The organism is Emergencia sp., assembly GCF_048465375.1.
Lineage (GTDB): Bacteria > Bacillota > Clostridia > Peptostreptococcales > Anaerovoracaceae > Senimuribacter.
Genome location: NZ_DBFWLQ010000020.1, coordinates 156,049 through 174,234 on the forward strand (window position 1 = coordinate 156,049; position 18,186 = coordinate 174,234).

General features: G+C 46.1%; 15 protein-coding genes. 2 read left to right on the plus strand and 13 right to left on the minus strand.

The features are described 5' to 3' along the window. Positions 1-100 precede the first annotated feature (100 nt). Positions 101-1,564 (plus strand): carbon starvation protein A, encoded by a 1,464-nt coding sequence (locus ACMQ5W_RS13680; protein WP_419025649.1) that lies wholly within the window; start codon positions 101-103, stop codon positions 1,562-1,564. A gap of 296 nt (positions 1,565-1,860) precedes the next feature. On the opposite strand, the gene ACMQ5W_RS13685 is transcribed toward ACMQ5W_RS13680, so the two are convergent. The 3 genes from ACMQ5W_RS13685 to iorA are packed head-to-tail and all read right to left on the minus strand — an operon-like array spanning position 1,861 to position 5,444. Next, entirely contained in the window at positions 1,861-3,048 is a 1,188-nt protein-coding gene (locus tag ACMQ5W_RS13685; protein ID WP_419025650.1) for a pyridoxal phosphate-dependent aminotransferase, read from the minus strand. A 36-nt stretch (positions 3,049-3,084) separates the two neighbouring features. After that, a complete protein-coding gene (locus tag ACMQ5W_RS13690) occupies positions 3,085-3,663 on the minus strand; it encodes an indolepyruvate oxidoreductase subunit beta (RefSeq protein ID WP_419025651.1) in 579 nt (192 codons plus the stop codon). A 5-nt stretch (positions 3,664-3,668) separates the two neighbouring features. Then, positions 3,669-5,444, minus strand: a complete 1,776-nt coding sequence (gene iorA, locus ACMQ5W_RS13695) for an indolepyruvate ferredoxin oxidoreductase subunit alpha (protein WP_419025652.1) — start codon at positions 5,442-5,444, stop codon at positions 3,669-3,671. Between the two features lie 443 nt (positions 5,445-5,887). Here iorA and ACMQ5W_RS13700 point away from each other — a divergent pair, with 443 nt between their 5' ends. Further along, positions 5,888-6,529, plus strand: a complete 642-nt coding sequence (locus ACMQ5W_RS13700; protein ID WP_419025653.1) for a GntR family transcriptional regulator — start codon at positions 5,888-5,890, stop codon at positions 6,527-6,529. Between the two features lie 50 nt (positions 6,530-6,579). Here the strand turns inward: ACMQ5W_RS13700 and ACMQ5W_RS13705 are convergent, their stop codons facing one another. From ACMQ5W_RS13705 to nuoE, 10 genes are all read right to left on the minus strand, one after another. Then, a complete protein-coding gene (locus ACMQ5W_RS13705; protein WP_419025654.1) occupies positions 6,580-7,236 on the minus strand; it encodes a GntR family transcriptional regulator in 657 nt (218 codons plus the stop codon). Positions 7,237-7,341: 105 nt separating this feature from the next. Further along, entirely contained in the window at positions 7,342-8,334 is a 993-nt protein-coding gene (locus ACMQ5W_RS13710; protein WP_419025655.1) for an amidohydrolase family protein, read from the minus strand. Continuing rightward, on the minus strand, positions 8,331-9,722 hold the full coding sequence (locus ACMQ5W_RS13715; RefSeq protein ID WP_419025656.1) for an APC family permease: 1,392 nt from the start codon (positions 9,720-9,722) through the stop codon (positions 8,331-8,333). The genes ACMQ5W_RS13710 and ACMQ5W_RS13715 overlap by 4 nt, the downstream gene beginning before the upstream one ends. 242 nt (positions 9,723-9,964) lie before the next feature. After that, entirely contained in the window at positions 9,965-11,092 is a 1,128-nt protein-coding gene (locus ACMQ5W_RS13720) for a pyridoxal phosphate-dependent aminotransferase (RefSeq protein ID WP_419025657.1), read from the minus strand. Between the two features lie 6 nt (positions 11,093-11,098). Then, positions 11,099-12,178, minus strand: coding sequence for a hypothetical protein (locus tag ACMQ5W_RS13725; protein WP_148492397.1), 1,080 nt, complete (start codon positions 12,176-12,178; stop codon positions 11,099-11,101). A 152-nt stretch (positions 12,179-12,330) separates the two neighbouring features. Next, positions 12,331-13,239: a LysR family transcriptional regulator gene (locus ACMQ5W_RS13730; protein WP_419025658.1), complete on the minus strand. Its 909-nt coding sequence runs from the start codon at positions 13,237-13,239 to the stop codon at positions 12,331-12,333. Further along, positions 13,229-13,456: a DUF6485 family protein gene (locus ACMQ5W_RS13735; protein ID WP_148492393.1), complete on the minus strand. Its 228-nt coding sequence runs from the start codon at positions 13,454-13,456 to the stop codon at positions 13,229-13,231. Before ACMQ5W_RS13735 ends, ACMQ5W_RS13730 begins: the two co-directional genes overlap by 11 nt. A gap of 425 nt (positions 13,457-13,881) precedes the next feature. Then, entirely contained in the window at positions 13,882-15,642 is a 1,761-nt protein-coding gene (locus ACMQ5W_RS13740) for an NADH-dependent [FeFe] hydrogenase, group A6 (protein ID WP_419025659.1), read from the minus strand. Between the two features lie 21 nt (positions 15,643-15,663). Continuing rightward, the gene (locus tag ACMQ5W_RS13745; RefSeq protein ID WP_419025721.1) at positions 15,664-17,403 is read right to left on the minus strand and encodes an NADH-ubiquinone oxidoreductase-F iron-sulfur binding region domain-containing protein; all 1,740 of its coding nucleotides are present in this window, start codon (positions 17,401-17,403) and stop codon (positions 15,664-15,666) included. 112 nt (positions 17,404-17,515) lie between these two features. Beyond that, positions 17,516-17,998, minus strand: a complete 483-nt coding sequence (gene nuoE, locus ACMQ5W_RS13750) for an NADH-quinone oxidoreductase subunit NuoE (protein WP_148492390.1) — start codon at positions 17,996-17,998, stop codon at positions 17,516-17,518. Positions 17,999-18,186: the final 188 nt, after the last annotated feature.

Here is an 18,186-nt window from a genome sequence, read left to right on the forward strand (position 1 = left end):
TTGATATTCCGTCAATATCGATTTCATCGATATCTCCTACATAATAAAGAACGTGGAAATGACGGAATCGAAGATTCCTATTTCCAAAGGAGGGATCTCTGTGATTACTTTTTTCATTTGTTTATCACTACTGATTATCGGTTTTTTCACATATGGAAAAATCGTTGAAAGGGTCTTTCGGCCTGATGAGAGACTGACGCCCTGCACGGCCCATCCCGACGGCGTAGACTATGTTCCCATGAAACCTTGGCGGGCCTTCTTGATTCAACTCCTCAACATCGCAGGGTTAGGCCCTATTTTCGGAGCCCTTTCCGGCGCAATCTGGGGGCCAGTCGTATACCTGTGGATCGTATTCGGCACCATTTTTGCCGGTGCCGTCCACGACTATCTGTGCGGCATGCTGTCGGAACGCAATGACGGTGCCAGCATTTCAGAAATTGTCGGTACCTATCTGGGACCAGTCATGAAGACCGTCATGCGCATCTTCTCCGTCATTCTGCTGCTGGGTGTCGGCGTCGTCTTCATGGTGGGGCCTGCCGGCCTTTTGGCTTTACTGACACCGAGCACTCTCAGTGTCAAGTTCTGGACCATCGTAGTCCTGGTTTACTACTTCCTGGCAACAATGCTTCCCATCGACAAGATCATCGGCAAGCTGTATCCCTTCTTCGGTATCTGTCTCATCGTCATGGCTGTCGGCATCGGCGGCTCTACTGTATTACACAGCGGGACCAGACCGATGCTGGAGTTGACCTTTGACAATCTGCGTCCCGATGGTGCGCCAATCTGGCCTCTGATGTTCATCACCGTGGCTTGTGGTGCGATTTCAGGGTTCCACGCGACTCAGTCGCCGATGATTGCCAGATGTATGACCAGCGAAAAACAGGGACGAAACATCTTCTATGGCGCAATGGTGACCGAGGGTATCATCGCCCTGATCTGGGCCTCTGCGGGCATCGCCTTCTATTACAACCCCACCCACGGTATGGGTGCCTTGCTGGATTTAGGCGGCGGCAATTCCACAGTCGTATATGAGATGTCCATGAAGCTTTTGGGGCCTATCGGCGGCGCACTTGCAATGGTCGGCGTCATCGCCTGCCCCATTACCTCGGGCGACACTGCCTTCAGAAGCGCCCGTCTGACCATCTCGGACTGGTTCAAAATCGACCAAAAGGATATGAAGAAGCGCTTGGCCCTGTCTGCACCGCTGCTGATTGCCGGCTACTTCATCTCCATGCTGGATTATCAAGTGGTCTGGAGATACTTCTCCTGGGCAAACCAGACTTTGGCAATGCTGGCTCTATGGGCAGGCGCTGTCTATCTCTGCAGATTTGTCAGCAGGAAGGCCAGCCTCATGGCGGCAATTCCCGCCACCTTCATGTCTGCCGTCAGCATGACCTACATCCTCTACGCACCAGAAGGCCTGAATCTGGGCGCCAATGGCTATACCAGCCTGACATACGTCATCGGTTTCGTTTTTGCCCTGGTATTAGCATCAGTCTTCCTTGTCCGCACCTACATACCTGCTGGCAGCTCCGACAAAAGACTGGGGCAGCGAACAGCTTGATTAGGCATACATTTAAGCCTGCGTCTCTGGCGCAGGTTTTTTATGTGGAAATAGGAATCTTGAAGCCCTAGTCCGATTTACTTTAAGTAAATCGTTGGCAGGTCTCATGCGAAAAGTCCCCAAATCTCGATTTGACGGACTTGACCGCCTGATTCCGTCATTTCCGCGTTTTTTATACAAAAAGAACGCCGCTCTGCGGTCGGACCAGGTCCTTACCGCGAGAAGCGACGCTCTCGGATAAACAAATATCATTTGCGGGATAGACTTACCAAGTGCGGCTCAGCCTTCCTTATTATTTAGAAATACTCCTTTGCCAGTTCTTTGAACTTAGGGAGTGATCTCTCAATCTGATCATAAGATACACAATAGGAAATTCGCACATAACCTGGGCAGGCGAAGGAACTTCCTGGTACCATCAGCAGGTTGTATTTTTTACCTGCTGCGACGAATGCTTTTTCGTCTGGAATCGGCGACTTCATCCACATGTAGAATGCACCCTGCGGTTTCGTGCAGGTAAATCCTGCTTCCGTCAAACCCTCGTACAGGGTTTTGCCATTTCTCTCGTAGTAGGCAACATCACATTTGGCATCTACGCACCTGGCGATGACCAGCTGAATCAGTGAAGGCGCATTGACAAATCCGCCGACGCGGTTAGCAATGGTAGCCGCATCGATAAATTCCTCCGCCTTGTCTGACGCATCTGGAATCACTACATAACCGATTCGCTCGCCAGGCAGTGACAGCGACTTGCTGTAGGAATATCCTACCAGCGTGTTGTCGTAATACTTGGTCAGGTATGGTACTTCTGCACCGTCATATGCCAGTTCTCTATATGGTTCGTCAGAAATCAGATAGATTACGCTGCCATACTCTTTCTGCTTCTTCTCCATAATCGCCGCCATCTCTTTGATGACAGATTCCGGATAGATAACACCTGTCGGGTTGTTCGGATTATTGATGATAACAGCCTTCGTTTTCGGTGTGATCGCCTCTTCAAATTCATCCAGTTTCGGCATGAAGCCGCCTTCTGGATTCGGTGAAATGACGACTAGTTTGCCATCATAGTTGGCTACGTAATTACCGTACTCGACGAAGTACGGTGCAAAGGCGATTACTTCCTCTCCCGGCTCTAACATAGTTTTCAGCAATACATTGAGCGCACTGCCGGCTCCGACGGTCATGATGATATTCTTCTCTGTGAAATTGGTGCCGAAGCGTCTGTTTAGATTTCCGGCAACTGCCGCCCTGGTCTCAGGAAATCCCGCATTGTTCATATAACCGTGAACCTTGACCGGATCTTCGTTGGTTACGATGTCGATAATCGCTTCCTGAACCTCCTTTGGGGCAGGAACGTTAGGATTACCGATACTGAAATCGAACACATTCTCTGCACCGTATTTGTCGGCCATCTGTTTTCCTTCTTCAAACATCGCTCTGATAACAGAGTTATTGTTTACCAAAGGCTCCATTTTTTTTGAAATCATCTTATTTTCCCTACCTTTACTTAAATTTGCTACCGTCTATTTTACAGCATCCATTCCAACTTGGAAAGCTTTTAAGTTCAGGTCAACAAACTTTTCTTTGACATTCTTTTTGATGATGTCCGCCCAATCGATATCGTCCAGTCCCATGGACTTTACTAAAGTTCCCAGAAGGATAACGTTGGCAGCTTTGACGTTGCCTAAGTCTTCAGCCATCTTCGTAGCGTCGAGGGTGATCACTTTCTTAGCAGACTTTTCGATTTCGTCGAGAACATCATCAGCATATTCTTCTGCTCCTGTCAGCACTGTCATGGAAGGAATTTCCTGGGTATTGACAACAACAGCACCGTCCGGTTTCAAATAATCTAACGTTCTGAGGGCTTCCATCTTTTCAAAGGATACGACAATATCCGCCGTTCCTTTTTCGATGACAGGTGAATACACTTTGTCTTTGCTGTATCTTACCTGAGAAACAACATCTCCGCCTCTCTGGCTCATACCGTGAATTTCACTCATCTTTACGTCATATCCTGCTTCCATCAAGCCAAAAGTCAGCATCTTTGCAGCGGTGATGGTTCCCTGACCACCAACACCGGATAATAAAATATTCTTTGTCATCTCAATTAATCCTCCTTCACAATCGCTTCTACAGGGCAGACCTGCGTACAAACGTCACAGCCTACACAGTCAGCTCTGCTGATATGTACTTTCTTTGCCTCTTTGTCAAAGATCAGAGCCGGACAGCCTGTTTTCTGACACTGCTTACATCCGATACATTTCTCTGTGTCAACCACGTTCTTCGTCTTAAACAGGTTCGGCCATTCTTCCAGATCTGCATCTGAGAATTTCTTCAGGACACAAGGCCATCTGGTGATGATAACAGAAGGTTCATCCAGTTCCATAAACGCATCAAAGGCGTCGTCGACTTCCTTCAGATTGTTAGGGTCAATGACTTTAACGTGTTTGATGCCAATTGCCTTAACCAATTCTTCGATATTGATCATCGGTGCGGCTTCGCCCTTTACGTTAAATCCAGTACCCGGATTCTGCTGATGGCCTGTCATACCTGTGATTCTGTTGTCAAGGATGATGTTAATGGTGTTGCTGTTGTTATAAACTGTGTTAATCAGTGAATTGACACCCGTATGGAAGAAGGTGGAATCTCCCAATACAGTGATAACCTTTTTCTTTACGCCAGCTCTGTTAAATACCTGCTGTGCGCCGTGGCCCATGGAAATGGAACCGCCCATGCAGATACATGCGTCCATAGCGTTATAAGGCGCGCCTGTAGCCAACGTATAGCAGCCGATATCGCCGCTGATCATGACGTCTTTTCTCTTGCCCAGTCTGTAGAACAGACCTCTGTGAGGACAGCCTGCACAGAAAGTAGGCGGACGTTTGATGACTTTTTCTTTGTTGTATTCTACCTGCGGCAGTTCTTCACCGTAGAGAGCCTTTCTCAGTACGTTTGGTGTCATCTCCCCATAGGATGGGAAGGTGTCTTTTCCGTGACATTCGATACCCATTCTCTGCACAAATTCTTCGATATATGGGTCGTCTTCTTCTACGATATAGACTGTGTCAACTTTGCTGCAGAAATCTTTGATTTTCTCTGCCGGCAGCGGATTGGTGAAGCCCAGTTTCAAGTAAGATGCATCTTCTCCCCATACTTCTTTTGCATAATAGTAGGAAGGTCCGGAAGCGATGACGCCGACTTTGGTACCACCCATTTCGGCATAGTTGAACTTGGTCGTTTCACTGTATTCAGCAAGCTGTTTTGTTCTCTCTTCTAAAGCGACTCTCATCACTCTCGCATGTGCTGGAAGACAGACATATCTCTGGGGATCTTTCTTCCATTCTTTTACGCCGACTTCTTTTCTTTCGCCGATTTCCACCAGTGACTTGGAGTGACAAACACGAGTAACCATTCTCATGATGACGACAGCGCCGTATTTCTCAGACACTTCATAAGCTTCTTTCATCATATCTACGCATTCCTGGCTGTCTGCCGGTTCAAACATCGGCATCTTGCCCATCTTGGCGTAGTTTCTGTTATCCTGTTCGTTTTGCGAGGAGAACATGCCCGGTTCATCGGCTGTAACCAAAACGGATCCTCCGTTTACTTTCATGTAAGCAAATGTCATCAGAGGGTCAGCGGCAACGTTCACACCTACGTGTTTCATGGAGGCCATGCTTCTCGCTCCAGCCATAGATGCGCCGACAGCTGATTCCATAGCTACTTTTTCATTTGGAGCCCACTCTGCGTAAATCTCCTCATATGTAGAAACGTTTTCCATGATTTCTGTACTTGGAGTACCTGGGTATGCGGATGCGTGTCTAACCCCTGCCTCATAAGCACCTCTAGCGATCGCTTCATCGCCTGTCATTAATTTTTTCATAGGTCTCTCGTCCTCCTTTAAATTTTATCAATCATCACGCCGCAGATGAGCACCGGCATCTCCGCAGCTGGACTAATATATCTGTTTCTTCTTTTATTGTAAAATTCCGAAAAAGCTTTGTCAAATTTTTTGGGATTAAATGGGAAGGATTTTACGAATTTACAGTGAAACATGTTTTTATCATTAAATTTTTTAATTATTTTTTGTTTAATTATACAAGTGCATACATGATACAATTTTGGGATCGCATTGGGACAGGAGAATTGAAGTTCAAGGCTTTTACCTGCTTCCAATTTATGTATAACCGCAGTAAGATCTGATCTCGTCTTAGATAAATCACGCATTGCCCATTATTCATTATATTCTGTTAATTTATTCACGTTTTCTTGACAGTTTCACTTTAAAGGGCTAAAATATAGATATGACGAAGGTGAGGAACGACTATGGATAGACGACTGAACAGAACCCCCATCAGGGAACAGATTTATAACATTATCAAGAAAAACATCATCGAACTAAAATATCAGCCGGGCGAAAGACTTTCTATCATGTCCATTTCCAAAGAACTGAATGTGAGCAATTCTCCCGTCAGAGAAGCGATCTCTATGTTGGAACGGGACGGGCTGGTAGAAATCTACCCTAACGCCGGCCCTAGCGTGATTACCTTTTCCAATAGGCGGCTGGGACACATCGCCCAGGCAATACTCAGCATGCTCTTGGGTTCCTTCGAAATCTGCCTGCAGAGCCAACAGACAGACACCTTGATCGAACTGCTTCAGAAAGCGCTGAAGGAACAGATGGGCCACATGAATTTAGAGAGCCAGCCAGAATACGCAAAATATTCTATCGCATTCGAAGCGGCTTTCGTGGCATGCTGCAACAACCCTTATATATCAAAGCAGTACGCCGAAATCGAAGGCTTGTTTTATCTGACAGTGCTATATGATCAATGGTATATCGACACCAACCGTATGGAGGCGATTGTGGAGCACCAGCAGATTCTCGGCGCCATCATGAACGGCAAATTTGAAACTGCCAAGACGCTGTTATCTAAACACTACAATCGGTTTCAGGACAAAGAGTAGTCCAAAAAACATAAGTGCCAGATGACTTTTTATCTGGCACTTTTTCCGTTTTATTCTGTTTCATCGTCTTGGAGCCTCAAATCCCACATCGGTTTGTAATAATGTTTTTTAAAAATATCAATTACATCAGAATGACGTCCATCTTTCATAGCAGCAAGTATTTCTTCGTGTTGTGCAAGCCCAAGCCTCCGTTCCTCCTCTTTGCCCTCAAGAAAGTAAATAGAACCGAGGAAAAATACGGGAAAAATACTATCATACTGTGCAAGCATTCTCTTATTGCCTGTCGCCTCTATAATGCATCGCTCAAACAAATTAGCATAATATGCGCACTCTTTGTAGTCCTTGCTCTTAAAATAGATTTTCTGCGTTTCCAGAACCTCTTCTGCTCTTTTTATCAATTTGCCAAGCCTGTTGGTCTCACAACAAAATCGATAGCTTTCTACAATCCAAAACAAATACATCTGTGAAAGTTCATACTGATCCCTGTGTGTAAAAGTCGTCACCGTCGCCCCACTGCTGCGATTAGATATGACTAGACCTTGCTGTTCAAGCAGGCTGAGCGCTTCTCTAATTGGAGAATTGCTAATACCCAACTCTTCTGCCAATTCATTGATATTGATTCGAGCACCGGCAGGATATTCCTGATTGAGAATTTTTTCCTTGATGATTTGATAGGTCTGTTCCTTCACCGATAAAATCGTTGCCATGATTACCACCTTGTCTTCGTTAGAATTTCATTATATCCGCCGTATCAGCGTCTTATTTAATAGTAAATGGCATCCACCAATTTGTCAAGAAATCAGCCAATCATTTTATTCAATTTTCAATAATTCAGCGGCATTGTGCCAGAAGATTCTTTCCTTTTCCCTATCACTTAACGGCGATTCTTCTACACATGCAATACTCACATCCATGTCAGAAAAAGGAATATCGACGCCAAATAATACTTTGTCTTCACCAAATGCGTCAACCATCCAGGCAATTTCCTTCGGATTGCGGAAACTGGTATCCACCCAGACGTTTTTCCGCCCTCCTACCCGTTTTGCAAAATACTCTGCTTCCCAGGAACGGCAACCGCCACAGTGGGCGCCGACAAATTTCACCTCTGGCATCTCTTCAATTAAATCAGCCAGGAATTCCGGATTACCGTAGTTTGGCGCGCCCTGATTTTCTATCCCATACTCCACATTACCGCAATGGCTGATAACAGGCAGACCCGTTCTTGCCCAAGCTGATAGAATCTTTTTTATGTAATCTGATTTTAAGTCCAGATTTTGTATGATGGGGTGTATCTTCAATCCCCGTGCCCCCTGTTTCACATCATTCAGCAGCTTACTGATGGCATCCTCCGCATTCATTTCTGTATTATAGATGCAAGTAAAAGGCAGGATTCTTGAATCCAGACTCGCTGCAACTTTATAATCCTCAAAACTATTAGCCGGCCATATAGGCAGCGTACAAATATAGTCAACTTCATTATCATCGAGAATTTTCTGCAGATTCCAAAAGGTATTCTTCAGACAGCGATTGCCCATCCATTTCGTATCAGCTGCAGTCATAGCTGTTTTCAGTGCAGGATCCTCCTCTGCCCTCTGCCAAAGATCGTCGGGCCACATCCGCTCCCCTTGAAACTGTCCCCTTGTATATAGTTCATAATAATTTACGTTTCCAAAAGCCTCCGTTTCCGGAACCAGCACGTCAGGCGCTGCTCTATAGCGGAACAGATGTCCTGCGCCTTCCTCTGGGTTGCCAAACATCTTGCAGGCCAGGTGTGAATGAGAGTCGATAATTTTCCGTTTCTTCATTTTGTCTTACACTCCTTCTTCTCAGCAATCTTCGATAATTCTTTCTCGCGCTCTACCCATTCTGGATAAGGCTGCCTCATTTGACGGTTCAAATCAAATCCCTGATTTTTTAGCCAATAACGTCTGCCAAAGTAAAATGCGTACCAAACGGCATACCAGATAATAATGGTGATGATCATTTTCATATCCAGAGTAATCAAAGTTGAAACCAACTGCCAGATACAAATACCTACACCGAGCAAGCTCAGTACCGCGGTTACTGTCGGCGGAATCTGAAAAGATGCTGCTCGGAAAGAATTAGGATAAAGCTTATGCACCTTGAGCGCCGGAATAAACAGGAGCAGAAGACAAAATAGATTTAACAACGAATATGCCGTCAGTAGCGTGCCGATAGGAAAGCCGAAGGCGACAAATACGGAAGAAACGCCTGCCAAAAGCCACACCGTGTTTTTAGGAACTTCGTGTTTGTTCAGCCTGCCGAACCACATAGGCATGACCTTATCATCCGCGGTTGCACTGCCCACATTTCCGCCTGCAATAAAGATTCCGTTCAAAGATGTGAGTACGGAAAAGATTGCCCCAGCCAAAATAAAGAAATGATATATGCCAGGTGAAAAGACAACCTTTGCCACATCGAGAAGGGAGGATACCTGCTCCATAGGCAGCACTCCAATCGTTACAGCACTTACCAGCATAAAAACAAAACAGCAAATAGCCGTTGCCCATACAAATGCCCGAGGGATAGTCTTTCCCGGATTCTTGATTTTCTCTGGATAAAAAGCAATGCTCACACCGCCCTGCAGGCTAGCACTGAGCAATGCCACAGCAGATCCAAGAGTTACGATAGTCAGATTCTCCGGTTTAATGATGTCACCAAAGGACAAAAACTCCTGACGGATTTCGGGCATTCCCACAAAGACATAGAGGAACAGAGCAGAAAACAGTGATACTACCATGATATTCTGGGCAATGGCATTGGCCTGAACTCCCAGAGTGGTAATAAAGGCGAAAAAGAGCAAGGCCCCCACGCCTAAAATACGATGATCAACAGGTATGTAAACAGACGCATATTCTGCAAAGACACCTGCCAAGGCCGACAAGATGAATACATAGTTGAAACCAAATATCACCAACATATAGCCAGCCGTCGGATGAACAAGACGGGTAGTATGCATATAAAACGTGAATGGCGCCGGAAGCACAGATATTGTCACCATCTGCGGGATATAGCAGATCAAGATTGAAATAAATGCAATAAAGTAGGCCCATTCTATGCCAGTTCCTACAATACCGGCAGCCGCCGGTATTGTTCCAAATACACCTGCTCCAACAATGGTTCCTATGGCTAGACAAGTTACAGAGAAAAAACCAATTTTCTTTTCTTTCATGGCAAACCTTCCTTTCATTTATGGTTAAGCGATTAATATTAAATGCGCAATATTAAATGCATTTAATATTATATACCCATTATATCTTATTTTTCAGATTTGTCAAATTATTTTGTAATTTCGGCATTAAAAATACGGAAGCCGGCATCGCCGTTCCTCCGTATCTTGATCAGAGCTATTTCATTCTCTATTCATTTATTTAACATCACATCTTGATCTGCCTGTCTGATGTAGATAAAGCTTCAAGCCATTTTCGTCTCGCTAATCTGTCCCGCTGCTTTCTCCGCCTTAGCCAGCATTTCCAGGTATGGCGGAAAGTCCTCTTCCGAAGACAGTCTCACTCTGACGCAATTGTTATCAATGGCGTCAAAAGCGCTGCCCGCTACGGCGACGATGCCGTTCTCTGCCAGCAGTCGATAGAGATCCACCGCAGGATCTCTATGGTACAGAAGAAAAATCGGCACTCTGTCATCGGTGGCAGCCATCTTGATGTTCTCCCCGATCACTCGTCTCACTTTCACCTTTGCTGAGGCGAACTCCTGGGTATCCCGCTCCAGTCTATAGGCGTTATCCAAAGCCACTGCCATCATCCTGCGCGACATCTGTCCCACAGCATAAGGATTTGTAATCTGATTCATAAAGGAAATCAATTCTTTTGAGGCAGCGATGTAACCCGCTCGAATTCCCGCCATGCCAAATCCCTTCGACAGGGTCCGCAATACGATGAGGTTCTCGTATTCATCCATCAGCTGCATGGCAGACTCCCTCTTTGATACAAAATCACCATAGGCCTCGTCCACAATGACGCAGACATCCTTTGCTTTTGCTCTGCGCAGTACCATCTCAATTTCGCCTGCTGTAATCATCTGACCCGTCGGATTATTAGGATTGTCCAGATATACTACGGCCAAATCTTCCGTAATCTGTTCCAAAAGCGCATTAACGTCGAATTTGTAACGATCCGCCCGATCCAGTGCCACAAAGCGATACTCCATGCCCAGAAGTCTGGCGTTGGACACGTAGTCAGAGAACTGAGGCGCTACACCGAGAACCTTTGCACCTTTTTGCGCAAAGATGTTGTTGACGATGTAGATTGCCGCAATGCTGCCGTCTGTCAACATGATATTATCCTTTTTCAAGGAGGCCATATCTGACCAGTAATTGCAGACTGTCTCATACACCTTCACATCGTGAGGATAGTTGATGATTTCCTCCAGTTTTATCTGTCTAAACGCATCCAGAACTTCCTCAGGGCAGCCATAAGGGTTCACGCCTTCTGTGCAGTCCATGCTGCCCTCTGGAATCTCAAAATCTCCGGTAGCGTAGCTGTTCTTTTTCAAGGCCAGCAATTCTTCTCTAATTTTCATCATTTGTATTCACCTGCCAATTGTCTTATGTTTTAACTTCTTGTATCTCCAAATACAGAACAACAGAATCATCCCCAAATATCCTGTATAAGGATAGATGACGCTGACCAGCTTATCAAAGGGCATCTGCCCCAGGATAAAAGCATCCAGGCTGACCAGCAAGGCAATCACCAAGGAGATTTTGCTTCCCGGTTTTGCCAGATTATTGCAAATAGTCCAGAGCACCGGCGCTGCAGTGGAAAAGATGCCGCAGATCATGACCACGACAAAGATGGTTCCAGCCAAGGAGGATACTTCATTTGCCAGTTTCAGCGATGGAACGATGCTGCCTTCAATTAAATCCAGCCTTGAAAGCAGCGCAAAATTCATAAAGATGACGGTGACCATCAGCAGTATACCACCTGTGATGCCTCCTGCCGCTGCCTCACGGGCGGATTTTGCATCTCTGCCCAGGGCCATCAGAAAGGCGATAGAACTGACCACGTTGTATGCCACATAGAGTATCCCGCTCATCCACCAGCTGTCAGTGGGTTTTGACGTCACCAATCTGCTGACATCGATGTTGCCTACCATCAGGTCTCCAAAATTAGCCGTAATCGTGCAAATGGCAATAAAGATGGAAAATCCAATAATCAGAGGACCCATGAGACCCACAATGTCGATCAGTTTCTCCAGACCAAAGGCAAAAGCGACGAATACCAGCAGAGCCATGAACAGGCCGCCGACATAATAACTGACACCGCAGTATTCCTGCAGCGATGCGCCTGCGCCCGAAATCATCACTGCCAAAACGGCGAAAAGATAAAACAGGACGAAATACTCGTAAAAGGTCCCCATAACTCTTCCGCAAAGGAGCTGATATGGCTTGAGGTCTTCCACGTTCCTGGTCTCATAACCGATTTTCATCACGCTGCCGCCAGCCCAAGCGAAGAGAAACATGCTGATGACGGCAGCTCCAATACTCCAAACGCCATAAGATGTATAAAACTGCAGAATCTCCTGTCCCGTCGCAAAGCCTGATCCTATTTCAAAGGCGATATATGCACCTGCGTACTTGATGACACTCAATATATTTACTTTTTCTTTCAAACTCATCCCATCCCTTACCTATATGCTACCATAATTTTATGTGGTCTGGTCATACAGTATTCCGTACAAAATGCGCCGGGAATCTCGACAGTGGTCAATGGCAAGAAAAAAAGACCATATTTCTCCGCAGAGATGGTCTTTCCCTCTTTCTTCTATTCACTCTTTTCCGTCAAAATTTCAATAAATTCCTCTGCCGCGGCAGACAACACCCTGTTTTTTGCTTTGACCCAGCCCAATTTGCAGGCGAGAGGTGAATCTGCAAGAGGGATAAATTTGCAGCCATTAGGCGCATAAAGCTGCGCGTAGGTGTCTTTATCGTAGGTGTCGATCATAATGGCGTCAGTGGCGTTTATGAGCCGCAGGGCGCAGCCTAAATCGCTGACTTGGATCTCTGCCCGCTTCCGCTTGCGCCCGTCTAAGGTCCGTTCCCAGGAGTAGTCCGAAGGCGACGCATAGTTGACGATATAGGGGAAGTCTTTCAAATCAGTCAAACAGACCGAGCTTCGCTCTTCCAGGTACAGAGGATTTTTAGGCCCGATGATGGCGTGCAGCTGGCGGTCAATCACCTTATGAAATTCCAAATGATTTTCCGTGATCTTTTTCAGCGCCACCGACTCGCTGTCAGAAAACAGCGTCACCATGCCGAGTTCGCTCAGTCCAGATTGAACCTGGTTAATCACCTGGTTCAGCGTACACTCTTCTATGCTTCCGGTAAAATCCTCCTGATAATGCCTCTGATAAAGTTCTACAAAGGCATCATTGGCCAGGGAGCAATACATGCTGGAAATGGAGAGATTCGTTGGATGTTCCTCATGAGGAACACTCTGTATAAAATCAATTTTGGTGCAGATATCTTTTGCCTGATTGTAAACGTCGACGCCAAAGTCAGTCAGACAGACGCCTTTACTGTTACGGCTGAAAATCGGTGCACCTAATTCCGTCTCTAAATTTTTCATAGAAGTGCTCAGTGAGGAACGGGCGATATACAGTTCTTTTGCCGCCTCGTTGATACTGCCTTCTTCTACGATCTTTAAAAGCTGCTGCAGCTGTTCAATCTTCATGCAATTTCATGACGATTCTGGCAAAGTCTTTATGTAAATAATCGCCACGATCCTCCTTTTTCTCCGGGTCCAGCTTGTTGAAAAAACAACTTGGCGTTTCTCCGGCCTTTAAATTCTTTGCGATACACGGTGTACAGCCCTGGTCGTGGTTGACTGGGTTAAAGGGGCACTGGTGATCATCGCAGGTGCAGAATGGCACTTTCTTTTTATCAGACATAATTTCTCCTCCCAATTAACGATAGGATTTATTTATTCATATTATACTGGCGCTGGCCCAGGCGGTCAAGACTGACAGCGTAAAGTCTCCCGCACCAGGCACCAGAAAACTGGCTAAGTGAACCTGTGTATAGTTTTACTATATGAGAATATTTTTTTAAATTGAGTATAATTTTTGGGGATGAACTGGAAAAGTCCTTGCCTTTTAAGGCATATATAATCAAATAACCTCCTTCAAATCAAAGATTGAGACGATCTACCGAAAAATTTTATACTCATTTATATAAAAAGCCCCCTAAATAGTAAATTTCTGCTGCTGAACCAGCTTCGTTATCGACCTCATCTATATTTCCTACATAATTGTAAAAATGCGGCTGACCGCTGCCGGCCTGCCGCATTTTTATCTATTTGTCACTATTTAGGTTATCAGCCTCTCGGATGGTAATGGGTATGCAGCAGTTTATGTGCTCTTTCGCCACCAGGTTCACCCAGATATTCCTTGTATAATTCTTTGATAACTGGATTTTTATGAGACTTTCTGATGAAATTCTCGTGGTCACTTCTGTAGAGCGCCTTCGCTCTCTCTTCGCCGACATTAATCCAGTTGCGAACCGAAGATGGCTGCTGTGGCTGGCCACCGCCGTTGATGCAGCCGCCAGGACATGCCATGACTTCGATAAAGTCAAAGTGTTCGCCAGCCTGCACTCTCTCCATCAGGGCTCTGGCATTACCAAGGCCATGGGCTGCGGCAGCTTTGACCGTCACATCGCCAATCTTGATTTCCGCTTCTTTAATGCCTTCTTCCTGACCGCGAACCTGCATATAGTCGATAGAATCCGAACTCTGACCTGTGACGATATCGGCAACAGTTCTCAGCGCCGCTTCCATTACACCGCCAGAGGCGCCGAAGATGGTTCCAGCACCAGTTGAAACACCCAGTGGATTGTCAAATTCACTATCCGGCAGAGCGGGGAAATCGATGCCAAAGGCTTTGATCATTCTGGAAAGTTCTCTTGTCGTCAAAACTACGTCGACATCCTGCTGTCCGTCTACATTGAGTTCGTCTCTCTGCGCTTCAAATTTCTTTGCAGTACAAGGCATGATCGAAACAACCGCGATGTTTTCCGGCGCCTTGCCGATCTTCTCTGCATAATAGGATTTGATGATTGCCCCCATCATTTCGTGTGGGGATTTGCAGGAAGACAGGTTATCCAGCATATCCGGGAAGTAGTGTTCGCAGAACTTGATCCAGCCTGGTGAGCAGGAGGTGATCAAAGGCAGTTTCCCGCCGTTGTTCATTCTGTTCAGCAGTTCCGTTCCCTCTTCCATGATCGTGAGGTCTGCTGCAGTATCCGTATCGAATACGTTATCAAAGCCCAGCATGCGCAGGGCAGTCGCCATCTTTCCGGTTACATCGGTGCCGATTGGCATGCCAAACTCTTCGCCCAAAGCCGCTCTGACCGCCGGAGCAGTCTGTACGATGACATATTTTTCAGGATTCTTGAGAAGCTCCCAAAAATCATCCATATTGGCGTGTTCCTGCAGGGCTCCTGTTGGACAGACGTTGATACACTGTCCGCAGTTCACGCACTTTGACTCATCAATCGGTCTGTTAAAGGTGGTACCTACTACTGTGTTGAAGCCTCTGTTTATTACATCAATTGCACCTACGGTCTGCACGTTATGACAGATGCTGATACATCTTCTGCAGAGGATACATCTGTTCGGGTCACGCATGATGGAAATACCATCGTCCACTTCCATAACCTGATTGGCTGTGATCACTTCCTGGTTTCTTGCATAATTGGCAAACTCTGTATCCATGGTGTTGGCCAGAGTTTTCAGCTCACAGTCCGAAGACCCTCTGTTACAGCTCTGACACATTGCCGGGTGATTGGATAATATCAGTTCCAGGTTCTTTTTTCTAAAATTGAGAATGTCCGGTGTATGGGTTTTGACGACCATACCGTCTGCAACCTTCTGCACACAGGATGCCTGCCAGTTTTTCATGCCCTCTACTTCTACCAGGCACATACGGCAGCATCCGATTTCACACACGTCCTTGAGAAAGCATAGCGTAGGAATTTTGATGTTTACTTCTTTAGCTGCTTTGAGGATGGTGTAATCTTCTGGCACGTTGACATCCATGCCATCTATGGTTAATTGTACTCTTTTCTGGTTTTTCATTTTTCGCCCTCACTTTCCCTCTTATGCGTTCTTCATGATAGCCTTGAATGGACATTTTTCCATACAGACTCCACACTTGAGACACTTATCATTGTCGATAACATAAGGCGTATTCTTGTCGCCTGTGATACACTGAGCAGGACAATTTCTTGCACAAAGTCCACAGTGTTTACATGCATCTTCCATGATCACGTATCTGAGCATCGAAACACATACGCCTGCAGGACATTTCTTGTCAACTACGTGGGCGATATATTCATCTCTAAAATATTTCATCGTGGAGAGCACTGGATTTGGAGCCGTCTGTCCCAGACCGCAAAGCGCGCCCTTCTTGATATTCATAGCCAGGTATTCCAGTTCATCCAGATCCTCCAGCGATCCCTTTCCGTCTGTAATCTTGGTGAGGATTTCCAGCATCCTCTTGGTACCGATTCTGCACGGCGGACACTTTCCGCAGGACTCATCCACGGTAAATTCCAGGAAGAATTTTGCGATATCCACCATACAGGTATCCTCGTCCATGACGATCAATCCGCCAGAACCCATCATGGAACCCAGTGAAGTCAGTGAGTCATAGTCGATCGGTGTGTCGAGGAAGTCAGCTGAAATACATCCGCCGGAAGGGCCTCCTGTCTGTGCCGCCTTGAAGGTTTTTCCCTTCGGAATGCCTCCGCCGATTTCATAGACGATTTCTCGTAAAGTCGTACCCATAGGAACTTCTACCAATCCGGTGTTGTTGATCTTTCCGCCAAGAGCAAAAACTTTTGTTCCATGGGATTTTTCTGTTCCGATTCCGCTGAACCATTCCGGACCTTTGGTAATAATCTGCGGAATATTGGACAGGGTTTCTACGTTGTTTAAGATTGTCGGTTTGCCAAAGAGACCTTCCACTGCCGGGAACGGCGGTTTCAGTCTCGGTTCTCCACGGTTTCCTTCGATGGAGGTCATCAGGGCCGTTTCTTCACCGCAGACAAAAGCGCCAGCGCCCAGTCTGATGTCCAAATCGAATTTGAAGCCAGTACCGAGTACGTTGTCACCCAGCAAGCCGTATGCTCTGGCCTGCTCAATAGCGATGGTCAGCCTCTGTACTGCAATCGGGTATTCTGCTCTGACATAGACAAACCCCTGGTCAGAGCCGATAGCATAACCTGCGATGGCCATGGCTTCGATGACGGCATGGGGATCACCTTCCAATACGGATCTGTCCATAAAGGCACCCGGGTCGCCTTCATCAGCGTTACAGCAGACGTACTTTTCTTTCACCTGCTGCTCAGCCGCAAACTGCCACTTCGTTCCTGCCGGAAATCCGCCGCCGCCTCTTCCTCTGAGGCCGGAGTCTTTGATTGTCTTGATGACGTCTTCCGGTTCCATCTCCGTCAGCACTTTGCCCAGCGCTTCATATCCGCCATAAGCGATATATTCGTCAATATTTTCAGGATCGATTCTGCCGCAGTTTCTCAGCGAGATTCTCATCTGTTTCGAAAAGAAGTCCAGCTCGTTTTCTGACTTCAATCTCTCTACGACCCTGCCATTCTTGATATGAGCTTCCCAAATTTCGTTGATGTCGTCAGGTGTTACGTTGGTGTACATCACGTTTTCTGGATAGACCATCAAAATCGGACCTTCTGCGCAGAGTCCGAAGCAGCCCGTCTTTACAAACTGTACTCTATCCTGAAGACTGTCTCTTTCCATCAGCTCATCCAGCTTTTCTCTATTTTTAATTGCGCCTGATGACGTGCATCCTGTACCGCAGCAGGTCATTATGTAAAGTTTATTGTCATCGTTTCCAATTCTGTTTCCAAATGATTCGAGGGTTTTCTCTTTGATTTCCCGGATCTCTTTTATTGTCTTACTCATTCTCTCCTCCTGCTATTTACATACGCTCATATTCGTCTAAGATTTCTTCTACCTGTTCCGGCGTCAGTCGTCCATATACCTCATCATTGATGGTTACAACAGGGGCAAGACCACATGCACCGATACATCTGCAAGAATCCAGTGAGAACTTGCCGTCAGCCGTGCACTCCCCGACTTCGATCGAAAGTCTTTCCAGGAATTTTCCCATGATATCGTTGGCGCCTTTTACATAGCAGGCGGTACCCATACAGACGTTGATCTTGTATTTTCCCTTCTTTTTCAGTGAGAATTGTGAGTAGAATGTCACAACTCCGTACACCTTTGCCATTGAAACTCCCAGTCCATCGGCAATCCTCTCCTGTACTTCATAAGGCAGGTAACCAAAGACCTCCTGTGCCTCATGAAGGATTGGAATCAGAGCGCCTCGCTCTTCCTTGTGCTTGGCAATGATCTCGTCAAGCTGTTCGAACTTTTTCGTCATTTCGCTGCAGTTACACATTTTGCTCTCCTTCAAATAAATCAGAAAATAGTGACTTTTGTTAATAGTTTAACTAATTTTATTACTAAAAAATTGAATTGTCAATAATTTGTGCAGAAAAAATAAAAGACTTTAGCAGTTGCCAGCGCTTTTTGTTTTTGAACACAAAAAGATAGTTACTATTCGGTAATACTTTGTGCATTATCCAG